Source organism: Nonomuraea sp. WAC 01424, from assembly GCF_003947315.1.
Taxonomy (GTDB): Bacteria; Actinomycetota; Actinomycetes; order Streptosporangiales; family Streptosporangiaceae; genus Nonomuraea; species Nonomuraea spiralis.
Genome location: NZ_QHHZ01000009.1, coordinates 19,635 through 38,380, shown reverse-complemented (window position 1 = coordinate 38,380; position 18,746 = coordinate 19,635). Strand labels below are relative to the sequence as shown.

General features: G+C 70.1%; 27 protein-coding genes. 15 read left to right on the top strand and 12 right to left on the bottom strand.

Features of this window, described 5'->3' with window-relative positions; translation table 11 throughout:
* The first annotated feature begins 7 nt into the window (after positions 1 to 7).
* Complete coding sequence (locus DMB42_RS56035; protein WP_312024756.1) at positions 8 to 994, top strand: DUF4037 domain-containing protein; 987 nt, start codon at positions 8 to 10, stop codon at positions 992 to 994.
* Between the two features lie 70 nt (positions 995 to 1,064).
* Here DMB42_RS56035 and DMB42_RS24505 read toward each other — a convergent pair whose 3' ends face one another.
* The gene (locus DMB42_RS24505; protein ID WP_125637357.1) at positions 1,065 to 1,817 is read right to left on the bottom strand and encodes a MerR family transcriptional regulator; all 753 of its coding nucleotides are present in this window, start codon (positions 1,815 to 1,817) and stop codon (positions 1,065 to 1,067) included.
* On the opposite strand from DMB42_RS24505, the gene DMB42_RS54340 reads away from it, so the two are divergent.
* Positions 1,777 to 2,301 carry a MerR family DNA-binding transcriptional regulator gene (locus DMB42_RS54340; RefSeq protein ID WP_312024755.1) on the top strand — a complete coding sequence of 175 codons (525 nt, stop codon included), beginning with the start codon at positions 1,777 to 1,779 and terminating at the stop codon, positions 2,299 to 2,301. The genes DMB42_RS24505 and DMB42_RS54340 overlap by 41 nt on opposite strands.
* On the top strand, positions 2,282 to 2,596 hold the full coding sequence (locus DMB42_RS54335) for a GyrI-like domain-containing protein (protein WP_221762319.1): 315 nt from the start codon (positions 2,282 to 2,284) through the stop codon (positions 2,594 to 2,596). The genes DMB42_RS54340 and DMB42_RS54335 overlap by 20 nt, the downstream gene beginning before the upstream one ends.
* Before the next feature lie 3 nt (positions 2,597 to 2,599).
* Here DMB42_RS54335 and DMB42_RS24490 read toward each other — a convergent pair whose 3' ends face one another.
* Positions 2,600 to 3,298 (bottom strand): TetR/AcrR family transcriptional regulator, encoded by a 699-nt coding sequence (locus tag DMB42_RS24490; RefSeq protein WP_125637354.1) that lies wholly within the window; start codon positions 3,296 to 3,298, stop codon positions 2,600 to 2,602.
* A 53-nt stretch (positions 3,299 to 3,351) separates the two neighbouring features.
* On the opposite strand from DMB42_RS24490, the gene DMB42_RS24485 reads away from it, so the two are divergent.
* From DMB42_RS24485 to DMB42_RS24475, 3 genes are all read left to right on the top strand, one after another.
* Positions 3,352 to 4,578 carry an NAD(P)/FAD-dependent oxidoreductase gene (locus DMB42_RS24485; RefSeq protein ID WP_125637353.1) on the top strand — a complete coding sequence of 409 codons (1,227 nt, stop codon included), beginning with the start codon at positions 3,352 to 3,354 and terminating at the stop codon, positions 4,576 to 4,578.
* Positions 4,579 to 4,824: 246 nt separating this feature from the next.
* Entirely contained in the window at positions 4,825 to 5,217 is a 393-nt protein-coding gene (locus DMB42_RS24480) for a hypothetical protein (RefSeq protein WP_221762318.1), read from the top strand.
* Positions 5,218 to 5,377: 160 nt separating this feature from the next.
* Positions 5,378 to 6,214 (top strand): alpha/beta hydrolase, encoded by an 837-nt coding sequence (locus tag DMB42_RS24475; protein WP_221762317.1) that lies wholly within the window; start codon positions 5,378 to 5,380, stop codon positions 6,212 to 6,214.
* 10 nt (positions 6,215 to 6,224) lie between these two features.
* Here DMB42_RS24475 and DMB42_RS24470 read toward each other — a convergent pair whose 3' ends face one another.
* On the bottom strand, positions 6,225 to 6,446 hold the full coding sequence (locus DMB42_RS24470; protein WP_221762348.1) for a hypothetical protein: 222 nt from the start codon (positions 6,444 to 6,446) through the stop codon (positions 6,225 to 6,227).
* Between DMB42_RS24470 and DMB42_RS24465 the strand changes: the two genes are divergently transcribed.
* The 6 genes from DMB42_RS24465 (at position 6,340) to DMB42_RS24440 (ending at position 9,535) form a co-directional block, all read left to right on the top strand.
* Positions 6,340 to 6,636, top strand: a complete 297-nt coding sequence (locus tag DMB42_RS24465; protein WP_221762316.1) for a carbonic anhydrase — start codon at positions 6,340 to 6,342, stop codon at positions 6,634 to 6,636. The genes DMB42_RS24470 and DMB42_RS24465 overlap by 107 nt on opposite strands.
* Before the next feature lie 71 nt (positions 6,637 to 6,707).
* On the top strand, positions 6,708 to 7,178 hold the full coding sequence (gene cynS / locus DMB42_RS24460; protein WP_125637351.1) for a cyanase: 471 nt from the start codon (positions 6,708 to 6,710) through the stop codon (positions 7,176 to 7,178).
* Positions 7,179 to 7,239: 61 nt separating this feature from the next.
* Positions 7,240 to 7,581: a nucleoside deaminase gene (locus DMB42_RS24455; protein ID WP_125637350.1), complete on the top strand. Its 342-nt coding sequence runs from the start codon at positions 7,240 to 7,242 to the stop codon at positions 7,579 to 7,581.
* Positions 7,582 to 7,770: 189 nt separating this feature from the next.
* Entirely contained in the window at positions 7,771 to 8,082 is a 312-nt protein-coding gene (locus DMB42_RS24450) for a hypothetical protein (protein ID WP_125637349.1), read from the top strand.
* A gap of 209 nt (positions 8,083 to 8,291) precedes the next feature.
* Positions 8,292 to 9,182, top strand: coding sequence for an alpha/beta fold hydrolase (locus DMB42_RS24445; protein WP_125637348.1), 891 nt, complete (start codon positions 8,292 to 8,294; stop codon positions 9,180 to 9,182).
* Between the two features lie 101 nt (positions 9,183 to 9,283).
* Positions 9,284 to 9,535 carry a helix-turn-helix domain-containing protein gene (locus DMB42_RS24440; protein WP_125637347.1) on the top strand — a complete coding sequence of 84 codons (252 nt, stop codon included), beginning with the start codon at positions 9,284 to 9,286 and terminating at the stop codon, positions 9,533 to 9,535.
* Between the two features lie 29 nt (positions 9,536 to 9,564).
* Here DMB42_RS24440 and DMB42_RS24435 read toward each other — a convergent pair whose 3' ends face one another.
* From DMB42_RS24435 to DMB42_RS24420, 4 genes are all read right to left on the bottom strand, one after another.
* Positions 9,565 to 10,302 (bottom strand): dienelactone hydrolase family protein, encoded by a 738-nt coding sequence (locus DMB42_RS24435; protein WP_185844842.1) that lies wholly within the window; start codon positions 10,300 to 10,302, stop codon positions 9,565 to 9,567.
* Between the two features lie 91 nt (positions 10,303 to 10,393).
* Positions 10,394 to 11,422, bottom strand: coding sequence for a tyrosine-type recombinase/integrase (locus DMB42_RS24430; protein WP_125637345.1), 1,029 nt, complete (start codon positions 11,420 to 11,422; stop codon positions 10,394 to 10,396).
* A gap of 70 nt (positions 11,423 to 11,492) precedes the next feature.
* Positions 11,493 to 13,022, bottom strand: coding sequence for a UDP-N-acetylglucosamine 1-carboxyvinyltransferase (locus DMB42_RS24425; RefSeq protein WP_125637344.1), 1,530 nt, complete (start codon positions 13,020 to 13,022; stop codon positions 11,493 to 11,495).
* Between the two features lie 16 nt (positions 13,023 to 13,038).
* Positions 13,039 to 14,742: an enoyl-CoA hydratase-related protein gene (locus tag DMB42_RS24420; RefSeq protein ID WP_125637343.1), complete on the bottom strand. Its 1,704-nt coding sequence runs from the start codon at positions 14,740 to 14,742 to the stop codon at positions 13,039 to 13,041.
* A 321-nt stretch (positions 14,743 to 15,063) separates the two neighbouring features.
* Between DMB42_RS24420 and DMB42_RS24415 the strand changes: the two genes are divergently transcribed.
* Complete coding sequence (locus DMB42_RS24415) at positions 15,064 to 15,438, top strand: nuclear transport factor 2 family protein (RefSeq protein ID WP_125637342.1); 375 nt, start codon at positions 15,064 to 15,066, stop codon at positions 15,436 to 15,438.
* 28 nt (positions 15,439 to 15,466) lie between these two features.
* On the opposite strand, the gene DMB42_RS24410 is transcribed toward DMB42_RS24415, so the two are convergent.
* Positions 15,467 to 15,706 (bottom strand): hypothetical protein, encoded by a 240-nt coding sequence (locus tag DMB42_RS24410; RefSeq protein WP_125637341.1) that lies wholly within the window; start codon positions 15,704 to 15,706, stop codon positions 15,467 to 15,469.
* Positions 15,707 to 16,100: 394 nt separating this feature from the next.
* Here DMB42_RS24410 and DMB42_RS24405 point away from each other — a divergent pair, with 394 nt between their 5' ends.
* Positions 16,101 to 16,361 carry a hypothetical protein gene (locus DMB42_RS24405; protein ID WP_125637340.1) on the top strand — a complete coding sequence of 87 codons (261 nt, stop codon included), beginning with the start codon at positions 16,101 to 16,103 and terminating at the stop codon, positions 16,359 to 16,361.
* 299 nt (positions 16,362 to 16,660) lie between these two features.
* Positions 16,661 to 17,005 (top strand): STAS domain-containing protein, encoded by a 345-nt coding sequence (locus tag DMB42_RS24400; RefSeq protein ID WP_185844841.1) that lies wholly within the window; start codon positions 16,661 to 16,663, stop codon positions 17,003 to 17,005.
* Here the strand turns inward: DMB42_RS24400 and DMB42_RS24395 are convergent.
* From DMB42_RS24395 to DMB42_RS24380, 4 genes are read right to left on the bottom strand one after another with little or no spacing between them, the layout of a single operon-like run.
* Positions 16,993 to 17,289 carry a DUF952 domain-containing protein gene (locus DMB42_RS24395; RefSeq protein ID WP_125637338.1) on the bottom strand — a complete coding sequence of 99 codons (297 nt, stop codon included), beginning with the start codon at positions 17,287 to 17,289 and terminating at the stop codon, positions 16,993 to 16,995. The genes DMB42_RS24400 and DMB42_RS24395 overlap by 13 nt on opposite strands.
* Positions 17,286 to 17,840: a GNAT family N-acetyltransferase gene (locus DMB42_RS24390; RefSeq protein WP_125637337.1), complete on the bottom strand. Its 555-nt coding sequence runs from the start codon at positions 17,838 to 17,840 to the stop codon at positions 17,286 to 17,288. Before DMB42_RS24390 ends, DMB42_RS24395 begins: the two co-directional genes overlap by 4 nt.
* Entirely contained in the window at positions 17,837 to 18,421 is a 585-nt protein-coding gene (locus DMB42_RS24385; protein ID WP_125637336.1) for a TetR/AcrR family transcriptional regulator, read from the bottom strand. The genes DMB42_RS24390 and DMB42_RS24385 overlap by 4 nt, the downstream gene beginning before the upstream one ends.
* Positions 18,418 to 18,741, bottom strand: coding sequence for a multidrug efflux SMR transporter (locus DMB42_RS24380; RefSeq protein ID WP_125637335.1), 324 nt, complete (start codon positions 18,739 to 18,741; stop codon positions 18,418 to 18,420). The genes DMB42_RS24385 and DMB42_RS24380 overlap by 4 nt, the downstream gene beginning before the upstream one ends.
* Positions 18,742 to 18,746 lie beyond the last annotated feature (5 nt).

Below are 18,746 nucleotides of genomic sequence, written 5' to 3'. Positions count from 1 at the left end.
CGAAGTGGTGGCGCCGCTGTTGCCCGGGGTGCGCCACAGTGCGGCGCTGATCGGCCCGGGGTCGGAGGTGCTCGCGTTCGACACGGCCCGTTCGGCCGACCACGACTGGGGGCCGCGGGTCCTGCTGTTCGTGCCCCCCGCGCAGGTGGAGCCGGTACGCGAGCGGGTCGCGGCCGGGTTGCCCGAGCGGTTCGGCGGGTTCGACACCGTGTTCGACTACCACGGTGTGCGGCAGCCGGGCGTCGTGGTCGCCGAGCTGGGGGAGTGGCTGGTGGATCGGCTCGGGTTCGACCCTCGTGAAGGGGTGTCGCTGCTGGACTGGTTGTCGGTGCCGTGGCAGAGCCTGGCCGAGGTGACGCAGGGCGAGGTGTTTCGTGACGAGCTGCCCGGCGCCGGGCTGGAGACGGCCCGGCAGGCGTTGCGCTGGTACCCGCAGGACGTGTGGCGTTACGTGCTGGCCTGCCAATGGCAGCGCATCGGCCAGGAGGAGCCGTTCCCCGGCCGGTGCGCGGAGGTGGGCGACGAGCTGGGGTCGGCGGTGGTCGGGGCGCGGCTGGCGCGCGAGGTGATGCGGCTGGCGTTGTTGCTGCGGCGCCGCTATCCGCCGTACGCCAAATGGCTGGGCAGCGCGCTGGCGCGGCTGCCGGGCTCGGCCGAGCTGGGCGAGGCGCTGGGGTCGGCGATGGCGGCGCGGTCGTGGCGTGAGCGCGAGGAGGGGCTGTCGGCGGCCTACGGGCGGCTGGCGGCGCTGCAGAACCGCACGGCGCTGGCCGAACGGCAGGAGGAGGAGCTGCGGGGGTTCTTCGACCGGCCGTTCCGGGTGATCGGCGGGGAGCGGTTCGCGCGGGCGTTGATGGCGTCGGTGACGGATCCGGTGGTCAGGGGGCTGCCGGTGGCGGGGTGCGTGGATCAGTTGTCGGACACGGTGGAGCTGGTGACCTCGCCGCGGCGGGCTCGGGCGCTGACGGCCGCGGTTCTGGATCTCGGCGCTTAGAAATCTACGTTGTAAAGGTGATGGGATCGATGAAGATCACCTTCTTCGATCATTCAAACCCTCTGCGACGTCAGCGGCGCGCGTTGGCGTGGATGGCCTGGCGGTAGTACGCGGCCAGGCCGGGGGCCAGGGCGTCGTAGGTGGCGGTGAAGCGGGGGTCGGTGGCGTACAGGTCGCCGAGGCAGCGGTGGATCTCCGGGGTGCAGTCGTAGAACCAGCGGGTGATGTGGGCGCGGTGGCGTTCTGCGATGTCCATGACCTCGGGGCTGTCGGCGGGACGGCCGGCTCGGCGGGCGGCGAGGAGGTCGTCGTTGATGGCCGCGACGTCGGCGGTGAGCCGGCGCCAGTCGGCTTCGGTGTAGGTGGCGACGCGGCTTTGGCTCTGGGCGTAGGCGTCGGTGTGGCCCCAGCGGCGTTGGACTTCGGCCTGGTGGTCTTCGGGGCGGAAGTCGCCGAAGATCGCGAGGCGTTCTTCGGGGGTGAGGGGGATGTGCAGGGTTTGGGCTTGGATGGCGCGTTCGACGTTGGTGATGACCTGGTGGAGGCGTTCGGCTTTGCGGGTGAGGAGGTCGTGCTGGCGTTGGAGGTGGGTGAGTTCGTCGGTGTGGGGGTGGTCGAGGATGCCGGCGATGTCGTCGAGGGGGAAGCCGAGTTCGCGGTAGAGGAGGATCTGCTGGAGGCGGAGGAGGTCGTGGTCGGTGTAGTGGCGGTAGCCGGCGGTGGTGCGTTCGCTGGGGGTGAGGAGGGCGATCTCGTCGTAGTGGTGGAGGGTTCGTACGGTGATGCCGGCCAGTTTGGCGACCTGGCCGATGGACAGGGTCATGGGTCTGACGTTACGTGAGGGTGGACTCTCCTGTGATGGGAGGGTCCATGCTGGTGGGGTGGACGGGGATTTGTTGCCGATCGGTCAGTTCGCGCGGCTGGGCCGGTTGAGTGTGAAGCAGTTGCGGCATTACGACGAGTTGGGGTTGTTGCGTCCGGCGTATGTGGATGCGGGGACGGGTTACCGGTATTACCGGGCTGAGCAGGCGCGGGAGGCGTTGTCGATCGCGTTGTTGCGGTCGTTGGAGGTGCCGTTGCCGGTGGTGGGGCGGGTGTTGGGGGGGGAGAGGGGGGCGTTGGGGGCGGTGCGGGTGTGGGTGGTGGCGGAGGTGGAGGGGGGGGGGGGGGTGCTGGTGCGGGTGGGGGGGGTGTTGGCGGGGGGCGTGGGGGGTGGTGGGGGCGCCGTTGGGGGTGGTGGGGGGGGTGTTGGCGGGGGTTGGTGGGGTTTCGGGGGCGGTGCGGTTGGTGGGGTTGTTTCCGGTTGATGTGGGTGAGGTGGTTGATGTACGGGTGGCGTTGGTGTTGGAGGGGGATGGTGGTTGGGTCGTTGATGAGGGTGTCGAGGTGGGGGTGTTGCCGGGTGGGGTGTTCGCGCGGGCCACGCATGTGGGGCCTTATGACCAGATTTCGTTGACGGTGCATGCGGTTCTGGCGTGGTGTGCTGAGCGGCGGTTCGTGGTGCGTGGTGCGGTGCGGGAGGTGTATGTGTCGGATCCGGCGCGTACGTCGCCTGGTGAGTTGGTGACGCATGTGCTTGTACCGGTGGATGAGGAGTTGTGAGGGTCAGGCCGGTGGGTGGGTGAGTTTGGCGGCGACGGCGTCGAGGACCCAGTCGAGGCCGGTGGTGAAGGATGTCTCGGCGTCGGTCTCGGTGCCGTCGTGGACGACTTTGGCCAGGGTGGGGAAGCGGCCGGTGGCGAGCATTCTGGTGACGTGGGGGCCGTGGGTGCGCTGCCAGTCGAGTTTGGACAGGCCGGTGGTGCGTTCGGCTCGCAGGTTGGCGATCTCGCGTCTGATGGCGCCGATGGTGTAGGCGCTGACGGTCTGTACGGCGCGCATGAGGGTGTCGAGGTCGGCGAGGCCGTCGAGGGCGGCCAGGGTGGTTTCGGTGGCGGCCAGGGCGTTGGGGCCCAGGGTGGGTCGGCCGCCGAGCAGGTCGGCGAGCCATTCGTGGCGGAGGGTGGCCTGCCTGGTGCGTTGGGCGTGGGTGCGTAGTGCTTGGCGCCAGTCGGCGGGCTGGTCTGTGGGGGTGGGGAGTATTTCGGCGTGGACTTCGTCGACCATGAGGTCGAAGAGTTCTTCTTTGGTGGTGATGTAGCCGTACAGGCGCATGGGGCCGGCGTCGAGGCGGGCGGCGACTTTGCGGAAGGAGACCGCTTCGAGTCCGCCTTCGTCGGCCAGGGCGATGGCGGCGGTGACGATGCGCTCCCGGTCGAGTGGCGCGGGGCGTGTCGGCGGTTCGGGCCGGTCCCACACAGTCATGGGTACATCGTACTGTTGCGATACGTTGTCTCGGCCAAATACAGTGTATCGACATGAGACATCGTATTGCTGTGGTGGGTGCCGGTCCCGCCGGTCTGACCTTCGCGCGCGTCCTGCACCGGCACGGGCATCGTGTCACCGTCCTGGAGCGCGATCCCTCCCCTGAGGCCCGTCCTCCGGGCGGCACGCTGGACCTGCACGAGAATCTGGGGCAGCTCGCGCTGGACAAGGCGGGGCTGCTGGCGCAGTTCCGGGCGCTGTCGCGTCCGGAGGGGCAGGCCATGCGCATCCTGGACACGGCCGGGACCGTGCTGCGCGACTGGGGGCCCGGTCCGGATGAGCAGGCCCATCCGGAGATCGATCGCGGGCAGCTGCGTGACCTGCTGCTCGGCCCGCTGGAGGTCCGGTGGGGGCAGGGCGTAAGGGAGGTGACGCCGGGGGCCGGGGACGGGGTGTCGGTCGGGTTCGCCGACGGGCGGCGGGAGACGTTCGACCTGGTGGTCGGCGCGGACGGCGCCTGGTCGCGGGTCCGTACGGCGCTCTCGCCGGTGAGGCCGCACTACACCGGCATCACGGCGGTGGAGACGTCCCTGGACGACGTCGATGCCCGTCACCCCGATCTGGCCCGGCTGGTCGGCGACGGTGCGATGGCGGTGTACGGCGTGAACCGCTCCCTCGTCGCCCAGCGCAACAGCGGCGGCCACGTCAAGGTGTACGCCCAGTTCCGCGCACCGCTGGACTGGCACACGAACGTGGAGCGCCATCTGGGCCTGAACCGGCAGGCGAGCTCGAACGCGGGCGTAGACGAGGGCATGGATGAAGGCGTGGACGAAGGCTCGGGCACAGGCTTGAGCGCGGGCCTGGACCTGGCCGACGTCGAGGCCGTGCGGTCCAGTTTGCTGGCCCTGTTCGACGGCTGGGCCGCTCCCGTCCTCGACCTCCTGCGCCACGGCGCCGCATTCGCCCACCGTCCTCTGTACGTCATGCCCGTGTCCCACACCTGGGCCCCCGTTCCCGGGGTGACGTTGCTGGGCGACGCCGCCCACCTGATGCCTCCGCTGGGGGTGGGGGCGAACCTCGCGATGCTGGAGGGCGCCGAACTGGCCGAGTCCATCGCCGCCGGCTCCGGCGATCTGGACGAGATCGTCCGCGCTTTCGAGGAGCGCATGTGGCCCCGGGCCGCGAAGTGGGCCGAGTTCACGGCGGTCGGCCTGGAGCGCCTGGTCAGCCCGGACCCCGCCGAAGCCCTCGCCCTCTTCGACGACGTCCAGTCCTCCTGACCCCCGAAGGCGGGCACACCAGCCCTGATCGCCCGCCGGCAGCCGAACGGCCGGCGGCGTCAGCGATCCCAGCTGACGCGAAGGGCGCGGGGCGCAGCACCGATGGGGCCGTACCAGTGCGGGCGCGTGTCGGCCCGGCGGTCAGCTCGCCGATACGCTCTCCGCGCCGGGGCGGGCGGCGGCCGCCAAGGCGCACAACGTTCGAAGCGCTCCGCGCCGCCCCCGCCGTGGCGTTCCTTGTCCCCATTGGCGGTCGGCGGGCTGACCGGCGCCGGGTTCGGCGTGCACCCGGGCTCGGGCGAAGACCTCATCCTCGTCACCTCTCACCAAGGACGCGGCGTCGTCGACTGTGTCACCGGCCGGCGCCTGGCACGCGATCTCGATCCAGACCCGGCCTGGCCGGATAATGACGCTCTCACCTGTGACGGATGGTCCCTCGGCGTCGTCGCGCCGGACTGGCCCAACGAGAGTGTCCTGCTGTCCAAGGACGGCGATCCCTTCCGCGACGCGGCCGGGTCGACCTGGTGGCACATTCACCGGGAGGACGGCTGCGAGCTCCGCGCGGCAGGCTTCTCACCGACGGGCCGCACTCTGGCCGTTGCTTCCCGTTGCGCTCTCACCCTCTTCGCCCACCCCTGACATCTGGGGCTCCTGCTGTCTGAAGCGGTTCGGCCATGGAGCGTTGGCCTCGCCGATGGGTATCTCTGCCTCAGCGTGTTCGCCGTACCTCCATGCGATCGGACTGGTTCACATGTCATCCATGAGCGCTCGACCCGCATCCGGCGCCGCTCCCACGTTCGTGCTGGTCCACGGTTCCGGCACCAGTTCGTTCATGTGGGCCTCGGTTCAGCGTGAACTGGCGCTGCTCGGCCACCGCAGCTTCGCGGTCGACCTGCCGGGGCACGGCCTCGACGCGCAGTACCCCGTGGCCTATCAGGCTCCCCAGGACCTGTCTGCGTGGGCGGAGGAGCCGTCGACGCTGGCCGGGGTCACCCTGCGGGACAACGTCGAGGTGGTGCTCGACGTCGTCCGCCGTGTGGCCGGGTACGGGCCGGTGGTGCTGGTGGGTGCCAGCCTCGGAGGGGTGACCATCAGCGGTGTGGGCAACGCGGCGCCCGATCTGGTCGATCGGCTCGTGTACATCTCCGCGTGGTCGTGTGTGGAGCTGGCCAACCCCGTCGAGTACATGCAGGCGCCCGAGTTCGGGGCCAGCCTGCTGCCGGCCCTGGCCGCGCTGAACGTCGGGGATCCGGCTCGACTCGGTGTCGGCCGGGCCAACTACCGTACCGCCGACCCGGCCCTGCTGGCCGGTCTCAAGGCGGCGACCATGGCCGATGTCAGCGACGAGCGGTTCCGGGCGTTTCTCAACATCCTGCAGCCGGATGAGTCCATCGCGGTGATGATGGCCGATGCCCGCGTTCAGGCGGGAACCTGGGGGACGATCGCCCGCAGCTACATCCGTCTCACCGGTGACCGGTCGCTGCCGATCGCGATGCAGGACCGGCTGATCGCCGAGGCGGACGCGCTGACGCCGGGCAATCCCTACGACGTGCACACGCTGGACACGACGCACGCGGGGTTCGTGTTCAGGGCGGCGGAGGTGGCCGCCGTTCTGGACGGACTGTCTTCGGTGTAGCGCGGGTGGTTCACGTCGGTGGGGCGTAGTCGCGGGTGCGGACGAAGTCGTGGGTGAGGTCGGTGAAGGCGCGGGTGGCGGCGCTGCGGTAGGCGCCTTCGCGGTGCAGGAGGGCGACCGTACGGATGGGCAGGGGCGGGTCGAGGGGTACGGGCGTGAGGTGGGGGTGGTCGTGGGTGATGGCGTCGGTCGCCGCCTGGCTGCGGCACGCGGACGCCTCCCGGGCCCGCACCGCCGCCGACGGCGACGTTCCCGCCCTGGTGCGGCAGAACGTCCTCGCCCAGCTGGCGAGCCTGGCCACCCACCCCTCGGTCGCCCGCGCCCTGGCGGGAGGGAAGGTCGCCCTGCACGGCTGGGTCTATGACATCCCGACCGGTCGCGTCGAGGACCTGACCGCCGCCGGCCCGGCGCTGGCGGCCTGAGCCTCCCGCCCGGAGACCGCCGGGAACCCGGTATCCACCATCACTACACCTGAGAGAAGGACGTACCGATCATGGTGCACGCACAGTTCGACCCCACCGCCCGCGAGGCCCTGGCCGCCGCCGCCGTCGAGGCCAAGACCCGCAGGAACCTGTCCTGGCAGCAGATCGCCGACGCCGCCGGCCTGTCGGTGGCCTTCACCACCGCCGCCGTCCTGGGCCAGCACCCGCTGCCGGAGAGGTCCGCCAAGGCCGTGGCCGAACTGCTGGGCCTGGACGAGGACGCGGCGATCCTGCTGCAGACCATCCCGCTGCGCGGCTCGATCCCGGATCGGATCCCGACCGACCCGACCATCTACCGCTTCTACGAGATGCTCCAGGTCTACGGCACGACGCTCAAGGCGCTGGTCCACGAGCAGTTCGGCGACGGCATCATCTCCGCGATCAACTTCAGGCTCGACGTGAAGAAGGTCGCCGACCCCGAGGGCGGCGAGCGCGCCGTCATCACCCTGGACGGCAAGTACCTGCCGACCAAGCCCTTCTGACCGTCCGACCCTGAGCGTCCGACACCGACCGTCCTGTCCCGCCGACCTCCGGAGGACCTTCATGGACTTCGTCCAGCGCACCATCGACATCGCCCTCCAGAACGTCGCCGAGGGCGGCCGCCCGTTCGCCACCGTCATCGTCAAGGACGGCGAGATCGTGGCCGAGAGCCCCAACATGGTCGCCCAGACGGGCGACCCCACCGCCCACGCGGAGATCCTCGCCATCCGCGAGGCCTGCACCAAGCTCGGCACCGAGCACCTGACCGACGCCACCATCTACGTGCTCGCCCACCCCTGCCCGATGCGCCACGAGCCGCGCGAGGACGCCGTCGAGGTGTACCGGTTCTGGCAGGAGCGCAACGGCGGCGAGCGCCGCGTCGCAGGTGCCCCTATCTCCGCCTGAACCGGGCGGCCGAGGCGGGCGCGTGAGGTTGCCGGTACGCGCGGGGTTGACGCGCCGCGGATGGCACGTATCTTTCGCTTAGGAAAGTTTCCTAAGAGTTCCCTCTGTGGCACATCCCCGGGAGCCGGACCCGAACCGGGGCGTACGGAACGTCGAACGGCCATCCGTCACCCAGTACAAGGAGAGGGTATGACAACAACCCTGCGCGTCCTGGCCGCGACCGTGCTCGCGGCAGGAGCCGTCACCGTCGGGTCGAGCATGCTGAGCCCGGCGTCGGCGAGAGCCGGCGACTGCGAGTACGGCATCGGCCAGAACTCCTTCTCCGCCCGATGCGCGACCAGCGGCCCCGCCTACGAGTTCCGCGCATGGGTCCAGTGCGTCAACGGCCGCAGGGACGGCGGCTGGGTGACCACCAACAGCGGCCAGTGGAGCGTGGCCAGCTGCGGCCCCTGGTGGATCGACCGCCAGAGCTACGGCATGGACGTCCGCCCGCTCCCGTAGGGGCCCGCCCCGGCAAGACAGACCAGGAGCCGCAAAACAGCAGCGCTGTTCGCCCGGTCCGGAACCACGCGCACCGCCGCACCGGGCGAACAGCGCATCTGCGGCTCACGCGCCAGGCAGACGCCGGGGGAGCTCCTGGGCCGGCCTGGCGCGGACGAAGGCGCCGCTCCACCTTCCGTTCCCCCGGACGAGAGGGGATGGTGGAGGGCATGGCCGAGGAGAGGGTGTCCGGGGTCGGGCCCGCGGGCATCGAGATCGTCTACGAGCGGCTGGGAGACCCGGCCGCCCCGCCCGTCCTGCTGATCATGGGCGCGGGCGGACAGCTCATCAACTGGCCGGACGGGCTGTGCGCCGCCCTGGTGGCCCGCGGCCTGCGGCTGATCCGCTTCGACAACCGCGACAGCGGCCGCTCCACCCACTTCGACGACGCGCCCGAGCCCGACATCGGCGCGGCGCTGGCGGGTGACCTGTCCACGGTCGCCTACCGCCTGTCCGACCTGGCCGAGGACACCGTCGGCCTGCTGGACGCGCTCGGCCTGGACAGCGTCCACCTCGTGGGCGCCTCGCTCGGCGGCATGATCGCCCAAACGGTGGCCATCACCTGGCCGCGGCGGGTCAGATCGCTCACGTCGATCATGTCCACCCCCGGCGACCGCATGACACCCCCGCCGCGTCCCGGCGGCGCGCCACCCGTGACCGGCCCGCCGCCGACCACCCGGGAGCTGTACGTCGAGCGCATCGTGGCCGCCGCCGCGGCGGGCGGAGCCGTCACCGACCTGGAGACGGTACGGGCCACGGCGGGACGGGCGTGGGATCGCGGCTGGTCCCTGCCGGGCATGCTGCGGCAAGCGGCCTCGGTGATCGGATCGGGGGACCGTACGCCAGGACTGCGTGGCCTGGCGGTGCCCGCGCTGGTGATCCACGGCGCCGCCGACACCTCCGCCGACCCGGCCAAAGGGCGGGCCACGGCCGAGGCGATCCCGGGAGCGCAGTTCGTACTGGTCGAAGGCATGGGACACAACTTCCCGCCACGGACATGGCCCGAGGTCAGCGCCAGGATCGCCGCACTGGTCCACCGCGCCGAGCGCGACAACGCCTGAGGACGCTTGAGAACGCCCCCGGCGCCCCACCGGCCCAGAGGCCCCCGAAACGGCTCCGATAGAAATACCGGTATTTGTATCCCGAGGTGTAGGGTGGGGGCATGGTGCGATCCCCGCTGACTCCCGAGGAGCGGCTGCGCGGCGAGCAGCTCGGCCACATGTTGCGCCAGGCCCGGGGCGAACGCAGCATCGTCGAGGTCGCCGCCGCCGCCGGCATGTCCGCCGAGACCCTCCGCAAGATCGAGACGGGCCGCATCGCGACGCCGGCGTTCTTCACCATCGCCAGCCTGGCCGACGTGCTGGGCATCTCCCTGGAACTCCTGGCCGTCCGCACCACCCCCGCCCCCACCTGACCCTCACACCGCAGTCACGGATCAGGGGATCACTCGCCGGCCCGGCCCAGCACCTCCTCGATCAGCTTCCACGCCTCCCGCGCCGAGTCCGCGTGGAAACTGTCACGCTCGTCGGCCGCGAACCCGTGACCGGCCCCCGCGAACACCACCGTCTCCAGACGCTCGGCGATGGCCCGCTGCTGCCCGGCGTCGATGATCGGATCGTCGGCGCCCAGCAGCACCACCAGCCGCCCCGCCGCCCGCGCGGCCAGCTCCAGCGTCGGAACCGGCCGGCTCAGCGGCAGCTGCGTGCCCGTCAGCCAGCCCGGGTACAACGCCACCGCAGCCCGCAGGCCCAGCTCGCCCGCCACCGAGCACACCACGTGGCCGCCCAGGCTGAACCCGACCGCCGCCGCCGGATCCGCCCCCACCTGCCGCAGATGCTCCAGCGCCGCACCGGCGTCCGACAACACCTGCTCCCGCCGCAGCAGCCAGGCCAGCTCCAGCCCCCGCTCCCGCCCGGCCGCATCGGCCGGCAACTCCACCACCCGCCCCTTCGGCCCGCCCGTCACCCCCGCCCGGAGGCCATGGCGGTGGTTGAAGTCAGGCACGACGACCGCGTGCCCGAGACCGGCCAGCCGATCGGCCATCCGCCGCACGTACCCGCTCACCCCGAAGATCTCACCCGCGACCAGCACCCCCACAGGCCGCCGCACTCCAACGGGCAGCGCCGTGTAGGCCGTCATGCCCGCGATGTCCACCCATCCGGTGGTGATCCGTCCATTCATGCCGCCGAGGCTAACCACCCCCTGCCGGCCCCGGCCAATCACCAGGGCGATGACCGCCATCACCAGAAAGATGCCAGCCCCGGCGGCCGGATCAGCGGGAAGGCTTGTCCCGCAGCAGCGGATGCGACCGCATCGCCACCTCCAGCTCCCCGGGCAGCTCATCGCGGTAACGCCCCAGCGTCGACAGATCACTGTGCCCCAGCACCCGCCGCACCGCATCCATGTCGACCGCGTCGGCCAGCAGATGCGTGGCCGTGGTGTGCCGCAACCCGTGCGGCGTCACCGAACGCCGCTGGTCGGGATCGACATGCCGCTGCACCCGGTCGATCACCGCCTGCACGTCACCCCGCGCCAGCCGCCGCCCCCGCCACGACAACAACAGCGCCTTGTCACCGTCGGCCCCGGCCACCTGACCCCGCCCCCGCGCCAGATACGCCTGCAACACCTCGGCCACGTCATCGGGCAGCGGCACATCCCGAGTACGGCCGCCCTTGCCGAAGATCCGCCAGTAGCGCACCCCGTCGTTGGTGAAGAAATCCTCCACATTGGCGCGCACCAGCTCCGACACCCGAGGCCCCACCGTCGACAACAGCAACACGATCACCGCGTCACGCAACTGCGTACGCTGATCACGCCGCTTGCTCTCCTGCTCCGGAGCCTCCCGCAACGCCCGCGCCGCCCCGATCAACCCCTGGGCCTGCTCCCGCGTCAACGCCCGCCGCTCCGGACGCAACCCGCCCCGCTGCTTGGCCGTCACCGTCGCCGCCGTCATCGGATTGATCTGCACCCACCCGGCCAGCGTCGCGTGCTTGAACAACGCCGAGATCGACCGCCGGAAACGCGCCTGCGAGGACGGCGACTGCCCCGCCCCCGACCCGCCCGCCTGCCGGGCGTCCGGCTTGCGCGCGAACGCCAGCAAGATCGCATCGACGTCCTCACCGGTCAGATCGTCGAGCACCACCTCGGCGCCGGCCAGCGCCACCAGCGTGGCCACGTCACGCGCGTAGACCTCCGCCGTGGCCGGCGACAACGCCCCCGTGGACGTCCTGGCCACCACCAGCTCCACATAGCGGTCAGCCGCCTGTTGCACCGTCAACCTGTCGAGCTCCGCGGGCCGCACCGGCTCCCCTCCTCACATCCCGGAGATGCTGCTTGCAGAGGAGACGGTAGCGGCCGCCACCGACGAAAACTCAGATGTCGCGGAAGGTCTCGATCCGCGCGCCCAGCGCGTTCAGCCGCTCGGCCAGGTCCTCGTAACCCCGATTGATCACGTACACGTTGCGCAGCACCGACGTGCCCTCGGCGGCCATCATCGCCAGCAGCACCACCACGGCCGGACGCAACGCCGGCGGGCACATCATCTCCGCGCTGCGCCACCGCGTCGGACCCTCCACCAGCACCCGGTGCGGATCCAGCAGCTTGACCGAGGCGCCCAGCCGGGTCAGCTCCGTCAGATAGATCGCGCGGTTGTCGTAGACCCAGTCGTGGATCAGCGTCGACCCCTGCGCCGCGGCCGCGATCGCCGCGAAGAACGGCACGTTGTCGATGTTCAGCCCGGGGAACGGCATCGGATGGATCTTGTCGATGGGGGAGACCAGCTTGGAGGGCCGCACCGTCAGGTCCACCAGCCGGGTACGCCCGTTGGCCGCCGGATACTCACCCGTACGGTCGCAGTCGAGCCCCATCTCCTCCAGCACCGCCAGCTCGATCTCCAGGAACTCCACCGGCACCCGGCAGATCGTCAGCTCCGAACTGGTCACCACCGCCGCCGCCAGCAGGCTCATCGCCTCGACCGGGTCCTCGGAGGGGGAGTAGTCGACGTCCCGCTCGATCGTGGCCAGCCCGTGCACCGTCAGCGTCGTGGTGCCGATGCCCTCCACCCGCACACCCAGTTGCTCCAGGAAGAAGCACAGATCCTGCACCATGTAGTTGGAGGAGGCGTTGCGGATCACCGTCACCCCCGGATGACGGGCCGCGGCCAGCAGCGCGTTCTCCGTCACGGTGTCACCGCGCTCGGTCAGCACGATCGGCCGCGCCGGAGCCGCCCCGCCGTCCACCCGCGCGTGGTAGAAACCACCCGTCGCGGTGATGTCCAGCCCGAAGTGCCGCAGCGCCGACATGTGCGGCTGCACCGTACGCGTCCCCAGATCGCACCCACCCGCGTACGGGATCTGGAACTGCTCCGTCAGATGCATCAGCGGACCCAGGAACATGATCACACTACGGGTACGGCGAGCCGCCTCGGTGTCCATCGACTCCAGCTCCAGCCGAGCCGGCGGCACGATCTCCAGGTCGTTGCCCTCGTTGATCCACCGCGCCCGCACCCCGATCGAGGCCAGCACCTCCAGGATCCGGTAGACCTCCTCGATCCGCGCCACCTTGCGCAGGATCGTCCGGCCGTTGTTCAGCAGCGACGCGCACAACAACGCCACACACGCGTTCTTGGACGTCTTGACGTCGATGCTGCCCGACAGGCGCCGGCCGCCCACCACCCGCAGATGCATCGGCCCGGCATACCCCAGCGACACGATCTCGCTGTCGAGCGCCTCCCCGATCCGGGCGATCATCTCAAGACTGATGTTCTGGTTGCCGCGCTCGATCCGGTTGACCGCGCTCTGACTCGTCGCCAGCGCATCGGCCAGCTGAAGCTGCGTCCATCCGCGATGCTGCCGCGCATCCCGGATCAGCCGGCCGATCCGCACAAGATAATCATCTGCCACAGCACCAGACCATATCTCACATATGAGATGCGGCCGGGACCACGGCCCCCGACGCGCCGGACAACTCCCGATGCCGCGCCAGATGCGGGGGAGTGGCCACCGCCCGCGCCTTGCCCACGAACGCCCGCCGCGCCTCCCGGAACCCCGCCCGATCATCGAACATGTCCCGGCTCATCTCCGCCAGCTCCTCGGCCCGATAGGCGTCCAGCGGCTTACGCCGCTCATCGGCCTCCCGCGCCGGCCGCCGCGCCGCCAGCAACCCGTCATAGGAGGCATCCCCGGCCAGCCGCTGCGCGAAGTCCAGCACCCGCCGCTCGAACTCCTGCCGCGACCCGCCCGCCACCCGGTCGGCCAGCCCCAGCTCCACCGCCTCCGCCGCCCCGATCGGCAACGCCCGCCCCGTCAGCGCCGCCGCCCGCTCGGCCCCCACCCGGCGCGGCAACACGTACGTCCAGTACTCGCTGCCGAACAACCCCATCGTCCGGTAGTGCGGATTGAGCACCACCGGCTCCCGTACGATCACCCGGTCGGCGCCCAGCCCCATCATCACCCCGCCCGCGCCCGCGTTCCCCGCGATCGACGTCACCACCAGCTGCGAGGTGCATCCGACGATCTCCCGGCACACCGCGTTGATCGCGTTGATGTTCATCCACGCCTCCAGCTCCGGATGACGCGCCGCCTCGATCACGTTCAGATGGATGCCGTTGGAGAACACCTCACCACCCCGCACCACCAGCACCCGCGTGTCCTGCGCCGCCGCGTACCGCAACGCCGCCGCCAGCCGCCGGCACTGATCGGTCGACATCGCCCCGTTGTAGAAGTCGAAGCTCACCACCCCCACCTCCTCGCCGCGGTCGTAGGTGATCTCGCTGTAGCCGGCCCGCTCACCCACGCCCGCCACCCGCTCACCCAGCACCATCGCCGCCGGCAGCTTCAGAGCGCCCTCCTCCTCCAGGCGCAGATGACCCACCCACACCGTCCCCTGACCTGTGTGCACCAGCACCGCGCCCTCCCGCCGCCCCCCCCCCGCACCCGGCACCCCCGCCAGATCAGGACCGTGATGCACGTCGAAGACCCGCACCGGCAGATCGCACAACCGCGCCCGCCCGCCCGGCGCGCCGTCGGCCGCCCGCACCACCCGCACGATCTCCTCGGCCGGCTGCTCGAAGGAGAACTCCCGATCGGCATGCCGCATCGCCCGCCGCAACCGGCCCGACACCGCGGGGGAGCGGTAGTCCAGCGGCACCGGCACGAACGACGGATCGGCCGCCTTGGCCGCCACCTCCGCCACCAGCTCCACCGCCGCGTCGGCCACCAGCCCGTTGTACAGCGCCGACTTGCGCGGCGGCTCGGCCGGCATCGGGAAGGCCCGCCACCCCCAGATGGGGCCGGCGTCCATCTCCTCCACCGCCTGCAGCGCCGTCACCCCCCACTCGCGCTCGCCTTCGGCGATCGCCCAGTCCAGCGACGACGGCCCGCGGTCACCGGGAGGCCCCGGATGGATGATCACCGTACGATGCCCGCGCCACAACGCCTCCGGCACCCGCTCCTTCAGGAACGGGCAGATGACCAGATCCGGTTTGGCCAGCTCGGCCGCCTCCACCATGACGTGCTCCGAGACCGCCAGCTCGACGCTCACGTCATGGCCGGCCCGCCGCAACTCCAGCCAGGCACGCTGGGTCAGGCCGTTGAACGAGGAACAAAGGAGCAGGATACGCAACGCGGAACTTCCTTCGCGGGGACGTCAGACGGTGGGGCAGAGGGCGGGGCAGGGGAGAGGCGGGCGAACACCGCCGGTGCCGTCATTAACGGCAGTCCCATATGGCCCAGGCATCCCTAGATGTTGACACGGATCTTCCACCGATGCTGACAAATCACCGCAGAGACCTACGATGAGCAGCCCAAATTGACCCGGTTTGCCCAGAAAAATCCCGGCAGGGGAGACACCCCCACACCCACCAGGAGCCCCAACCGAAACCCCAACAAAAACGGGAAGCCCACGCGAGACGGCGACAACGACAACCCACCCACAATGGTCACCATGGACACCAGAACAGCCGCCCAGCACTTCGCTGACACCTGGCAACACGGCTGGACCCACCACGACCCCACCGCCATCATCGCCCTCTACAGCGACGACGCCACCCACACCAGCATGCCCTTCCGCCCCCCACACCACGGAAAACACGCCATCGCCGACTACATCCGATGGTCCTTCACCGGCGAAAGCGACCCCCACGTCACCTTCGCCACCCCCATCGTCGACGGCGACCAGGCCGCCATCGAATTCCGCGTCCACGCCCTCGACAACGGCCGGCCCATCACCCTCGCAGGCTGCGTCTTCGCCCGCTTCAACCCCGACGGCCTAGCCGTACAGACCCGCGACTACTGGCACACCACAGACGGCCACCAATGACCGGAAAACCCCCGACAACCAACCAACCTCAGCGACGCACCATCGACACCGGCATCGGCGCCACCGGAGCGGCCTGCGGCGCCACCGGACGCGCAACCTGCTGCGTCTGCTGCTGCGCCTGCTCGGCCTCGGCACGCCGCTCGGCGCACCCACCCGCGCAATACCCGTTCGTCACGATCAACCGCCCCCGCAACGAGGTGTAGGCCTCCTTCCCCGAAGCAGGCAGAACCCCCTGACACACCGGACATAAAACCGACTGAATCCCCACGTGCTGCTCCTCTCGCAACGCGAATGGCAGGACCTCTACCCTAAATCGGCCCCACCCGACAGGGACAGCGAATCCACAGAACGTCAAACCCCCCGTCAACCCACAGGGGAGAGCCCTCGCAGCGCCCCGGGAACCACCGAAACCCCAGCTCACCACCACACCGCCAATTCGGCCGCCCCAACCCCGGCGGCGGCACGGACCCCGCGAGAATTTTCCCGGCAGCCCCACGAACAACGCCTCGCCGCCCCCGCCCCGAGACCGGCCGAGGAAGGCGGAGGGGAGCCCGCGATCCGGGCTACTTGACATAATGTTCATTATCGAGCAACCAGCCACACGCCACGACACGGTCAAAAGCTCCCGCATAAACAGTCACGCGCCGGGCAGATGCACACCCATGTCCAGCCCGACCCTGCTCGCCTCGACGGCCGGCCTCGTCGCGCTCAGCGCCGTCATCGTCGCCGGCGTCATCTGGCTGATCATCGTGGCCGTCCGTCTCACCAAAAGCCCGCGCAACCGTCCCAATCCCAGCGTCGACCTGGTGGACCAGGCTCGTGAGCTGAAGGCCCTCGGCCAGATCCAGGAAGCCGTCTTCCTGGTACGCGGCGAGACCGGCATGAGCCAGCGCGCCGCCGCCCGCTTCGTGAATCGCCTATAGGCGGACGAACTAGTCAAACCGTACAGAACGTGGATTCTGTTGGGTATGGGTAATTTGTTCGCATAAGTGCGCGTTGGCGGGTTCGGGCGTTCGCCGTGATTACGCACGGCGTTCGAGCCGCTGCTCTATGCTGTCGGATGTGCGGGTGTGTGAACAGGGGGCGTGAACGCCCTCGCCGCAGCGGAACCGCTGGTGCGCGGGGGTCGGCGGGTCCGGCGCGCGTCACCTGCCGCACGGTCACGGTCCACTCCCCTGTTTCGAGACCGGGCGTGTGTGAGCCCGGGAATGGCGGCTTTGTCGTGAACAGCCCGGATCCCCGCGGGTGTGCGTCCCTCCCCCACCTGCTGTACGTCGATCACCAGTTGCGCATCACGTGTTGCCCGATGCCGGGGCCGTCGATCATCCGGCTGGTCGGCGAGGTGGACGCGACGAATCAGCAGGCGCTGGCCGAGACGCTGGGCCGGGCCCGGCGGATCGACGAGTGGCTGGTGCTGGACGTGAGTGAGCTGGAGTTTTTGGGGGTGGAGGGGGCGCGGATGCTGGTGGTGTTGTGCCGGGCGGGTCGTACGCGGTTGGTGGGGACGCCGCCGCATGTGGTGCGGTTGTTCCGGGCGATGGGGTGGGCCGGTGGTCAGGGGGTGTAGGGGTGGGTGGCGGTGACGGCGCTGGTGGGCAGGGGGCCGTAGAGGTGGGGGTAGTCGTTCTCGGTGCGGATGTCGAGGCCGGTGGGGTCGATGTCGAGGACGAGCAGGGGCTGGGTGACGGTGGCGTAGTAGGTGTCGTGGACGGTGCGGAGCTGGGTGTGGTCGCGGCTGAGGTGGATGTAGCCGATGTCGTCGAGGGTGTGGCCGAGGGTGGAGATGCGGTACTCCCCCGTGGGTTGGGCGTTTTCCCAGTCGGTCTGCAGGGCCAGGTGGTGGACGGTCATGGGGTCCATTCGTTTTCGAGGATGGCGTAGATGGTTTCGCTGCTCCATTCGTCCTTGACGATCTCGTTGTCGACGAGGGTGGCTTCGTGGCGCATGCCGAGTTTTTCCAGGACGCGGGCGGAGGCTTTGTTGCGGGCGTCGAGGCGGCCGGTGATGCGGTGGAGGTGGAGGTGGGTGAAGCCGATGTGGAGCATTTGGCGGGCGGCTTCGGGGGCGTAGCCGTGTCCGTGGTGGTCGGGGTGCAGGACGTAGCCGATCTCGCCTTGGCGGTGTTGTTTGCTGGTCCAGATGAGCAGGGTGTTGCCGATGAGTTCGCCGGTGGTGCGCAGGGTGATGGCGAGGTCGATGGCGTCGCCTTCGTCGTGGATGGTGTGGCGGGTGATTTTTTTGTCGAGGAAGGTGCGGGTGGTGTCGCGGTCGCGGGGTTGCCAGTAGAGGTAGCGGGCGACGTCGGGGCGGGATTCGTAGGCGTGGAGGGCGTCGAGGTCGTCGGGGGTGAAGGGGCGTAGGTGGAGGCGGGGGGTGGTGAGGGGGTAGGTGGGTGTGATCACGGGGGCAGTGTAGGGAGGGGGTGGGGGGTGTTCAACGTGTTTTTCAGGGCGGTGTGCAGGAGGGTGCGGAGGTCGTCGAGGGGGCGTTGTTCGACGGTGTGCTGGAGCCAGAGGGTGGTCATGGTGGTGTGGAGGAGGTGGGTGCGGGGGTCGTCGGGGGTGAGGTGGTGGGCGGTGGCGATGAGGTGGCGGCAGCCGTCGGTCCAGCGGCGGGCGATGTGCTGGAGGGTGGGGTGGCGTCCGGCGTGGGTGTAGAGCTCCCAGAGGCTGAGTTGGCGGGCGCGGTCGGTGGTGGCGAGGTGGTCGGGTAGTGCGGTGATGCCGTGGGGGGTGAGCCAGGTGCGGGTGGTGTGGAGTTCGTTGTGGATGAGTTGGGCGAAGGCTTCGGCTTGGAGGTGGTCGCGTGAGGTGAAGTAGTAGGTGGTGGCGGCCAGGGGCAGGTGGGCGTGTTGGGCGACGGCGCGGTGGGTGAGGGCGGTGAAGCCGTTTTGGGTGAGGAGGGTGACGGCGGCGTCGAGGAGGGTGGCGCGTCGTCGGCGGCCGCGTTCTTGGGCGGGTTCTTGGGTGGGGTGGGGGGTCAATGGCCACCTGCGAGGTTGAGGACGATGACGCCGCCGATGATGAGGAGGATGCCGGTGATTTTGAGTGGGGTGAGGGTTTCGCCCATGAGGGTGGCGCCGATGAGGGCGATGGCGGCGGTGCCGGCGCCGGACCAGATGGCGTAGGCGGTGCCCATCTCGAGTTGGAGTTTGAGGGCGCGGGCGAGCAGGACGAAGGAGGTGATGTAGCCGGTGGCGACGGCGATGGTCCAGCCGATGTGGGTGAGGCCGTTGCTGAGTTTGAGTGCGGTGGTGGCCAGGACTTCGGAGGCGATGGCGAAGGCGAGCAGGATCCAGGCCATGGGTG

Bases quoted from the DNA above. Each gene is read 5' to 3' on its own strand.
- DMB42_RS54340 (WP_312024755.1), top strand. From the start codon at position 1,777: ATGCCGGCCAGTTTGGCGACCTGGCCGATGGACAGGGTCATGGGTCTG.
- DMB42_RS24505 (WP_125637357.1), bottom strand. From the start codon at position 1,817: ATGACCCTGTCCATCGGCCAGGTCGCCAAACTGGCCGGCATCACCGTA.
- DMB42_RS24490 (WP_125637354.1), bottom strand. From the start codon at position 3,298: ATGACTGTGTGGGACCGGCCCGAACCGCCGACACGCCCCGCGCCACTC.
- DMB42_RS24485 (WP_125637353.1), top strand. From the start codon at position 3,352: ATGAGACATCGTATTGCTGTGGTGGGTGCCGGTCCCGCCGGTCTGACC.
- DMB42_RS24465 (WP_221762316.1), top strand. From the start codon at position 6,340: ATGGGCAGGGGCGGGTCGAGGGGTACGGGCGTGAGGTGGGGGTGGTCG.
- cynS (WP_125637351.1), top strand. From the start codon at position 6,708: ATGGTGCACGCACAGTTCGACCCCACCGCCCGCGAGGCCCTGGCCGCC.
- DMB42_RS24455 (WP_125637350.1), top strand. From the start codon at position 7,240: ATGGACTTCGTCCAGCGCACCATCGACATCGCCCTCCAGAACGTCGCC.
- DMB42_RS24450 (WP_125637349.1), top strand. From the start codon at position 7,771: ATGACAACAACCCTGCGCGTCCTGGCCGCGACCGTGCTCGCGGCAGGA.
- DMB42_RS24445 (WP_125637348.1), top strand. From the start codon at position 8,292: ATGGCCGAGGAGAGGGTGTCCGGGGTCGGGCCCGCGGGCATCGAGATC.
- DMB42_RS24440 (WP_125637347.1), top strand. From the start codon at position 9,284: ATGGTGCGATCCCCGCTGACTCCCGAGGAGCGGCTGCGCGGCGAGCAG.
- DMB42_RS24435 (WP_185844842.1), bottom strand. From the start codon at position 10,302: ATGAATGGACGGATCACCACCGGATGGGTGGACATCGCGGGCATGACG.
- DMB42_RS24415 (WP_125637342.1), top strand. From the start codon at position 15,064: ATGGACACCAGAACAGCCGCCCAGCACTTCGCTGACACCTGGCAACAC.
- DMB42_RS24405 (WP_125637340.1), top strand. From the start codon at position 16,101: ATGTCCAGCCCGACCCTGCTCGCCTCGACGGCCGGCCTCGTCGCGCTC.
- DMB42_RS24395 (WP_125637338.1), bottom strand. From the start codon at position 17,289: ATGACCGTCCACCACCTGGCCCTGCAGACCGACTGGGAAAACGCCCAA.
- DMB42_RS24380 (WP_125637335.1), bottom strand. From the start codon at position 18,741: ATGGCCTGGATCCTGCTCGCCTTCGCCATCGCCTCCGAAGTCCTGGCC.